The organism is Labrenzia sp. C1B70, assembly GCF_000475395.1.
GTDB lineage: Bacteria > Pseudomonadota > Alphaproteobacteria > Rhizobiales > Stappiaceae > Roseibium > Roseibium algicola.
Map to the genome: position 1 here is coordinate 1 of NZ_AXCE01000041.1, position 1260 is coordinate 1260.

The window sequence follows — 1260 nt, forward strand, 5'->3', positions numbered from 1 at the left end:
AGAAGCTGGCGGCACAAAAGCACAGGCGCGGGTATCGCCCGGAATGAGGCTGTGGCGTTGTGCCTGATCCCTGTTCCATGGGATCTTCCTCGGGCAGATCACTCAATCAGACGTCACAGGATACCCCAGGCCCTGTATCTGTCTCGGCCTGTAAGCTCGCGGGGGAGCGCGGGGCCGAGTTGGCGGATCATGCGGTCGACGGCAGCGGCGGTGACGCCGAGGTCCTGGCGGGCCATGGGAATGGTCACCAGGGGCCGGGACAGGAACATCCGGGCAAACTCCGGCAGCCTGGAGTGGCTTCGGCAAGACTGGCAATGGCGTGCCAATTGCTCCTGGGCAATCGATAGCCGGTCCAGCTGATCCATGGTTTCCTGGGCGGCTTTTTCAAAACCGGACAGGAAGCCGGCGATACGTACCTGGAACGTGTCCTTGCGGCGCCAGCGAAAGGGCGACTTTCGCAATCCCGCTGACAGGCTCGGTAAATGAGACGTGGTCACCTGTGCTTTCAGGAAGACCGCCGACAGCAGGCGGCCAAGTTCCGGCCATCCGTCCAGCGGCTGCAGCACCTGCCATGCATCAAGCAAAAGGACAGCCGCCAGAACGGGCGGCAATTTCAGGGCTTCAGTTTCCTTTTTGACAGTGAGCCAATCGTCCAGTCGATCGCCCCGTTCGGCAAACCGAGAGAAGTGCGCGGAAGGTATTTCTCCGGATTGGCGGGAAGAGACAGATTTTTTCGGAACGGTTCCCTGCGCCAGGTGTCTGGAGCGCTCCAGAACGGCGTCGATCTCGGCAAAGAGAGTTTTTTCCGTGTCGGCAGTGTCCTGTTGGACCGAGGTTAAGGCGGCAGGTCCCCTCCCCTCCCCCGAGCTTCTGATCGTCGTTGTCTCGAACTCGGCGTCATCTGTCGGCCGACCCACAAGTGCCAGAAGACCGTCCCGGCTCAAGACAGTGTCCGGGGCTTGCCGGTCGACCCGTCTGCGGAGCGCCAGGAACCTGGCGGCCCGGGTCAACTCGTGGGTGGGCGCGCGTCTGTCGGTGCCGGCGTCGTGCAGGACAAGGTCCTCCAGATGAACGAGGTCTCCATCGAGGGCCATGGAGGCACAGGTGTCAAACAGGTGAGACCGGCTGCGCACGCCGTCTTTCAGCGCTTGTGTCCGGCGCAATCTCTCGTCGGCTCGGGTCAGGGACCGGCCGGCGCGATCGATCGGGTCGGCCAGATCGAGCCAATGCAGTGATTTCAGGGACTTGCGGAGATCGTAA

1 protein-coding gene is annotated in these 1260 nt (G+C 62.5%); it reads right to left on the reverse strand.

Annotation, left to right across the window (positions count from 1 at the left end):
* Nucleotides 1–113: 113 nt before the first annotated feature.
* A partial coding sequence (locus Q666_RS57990) for an RHE_PE00001 family protein (protein ID WP_023002271.1) occupies nucleotides 114–1260 on the reverse strand: 1147 nt, incomplete at its 5' end.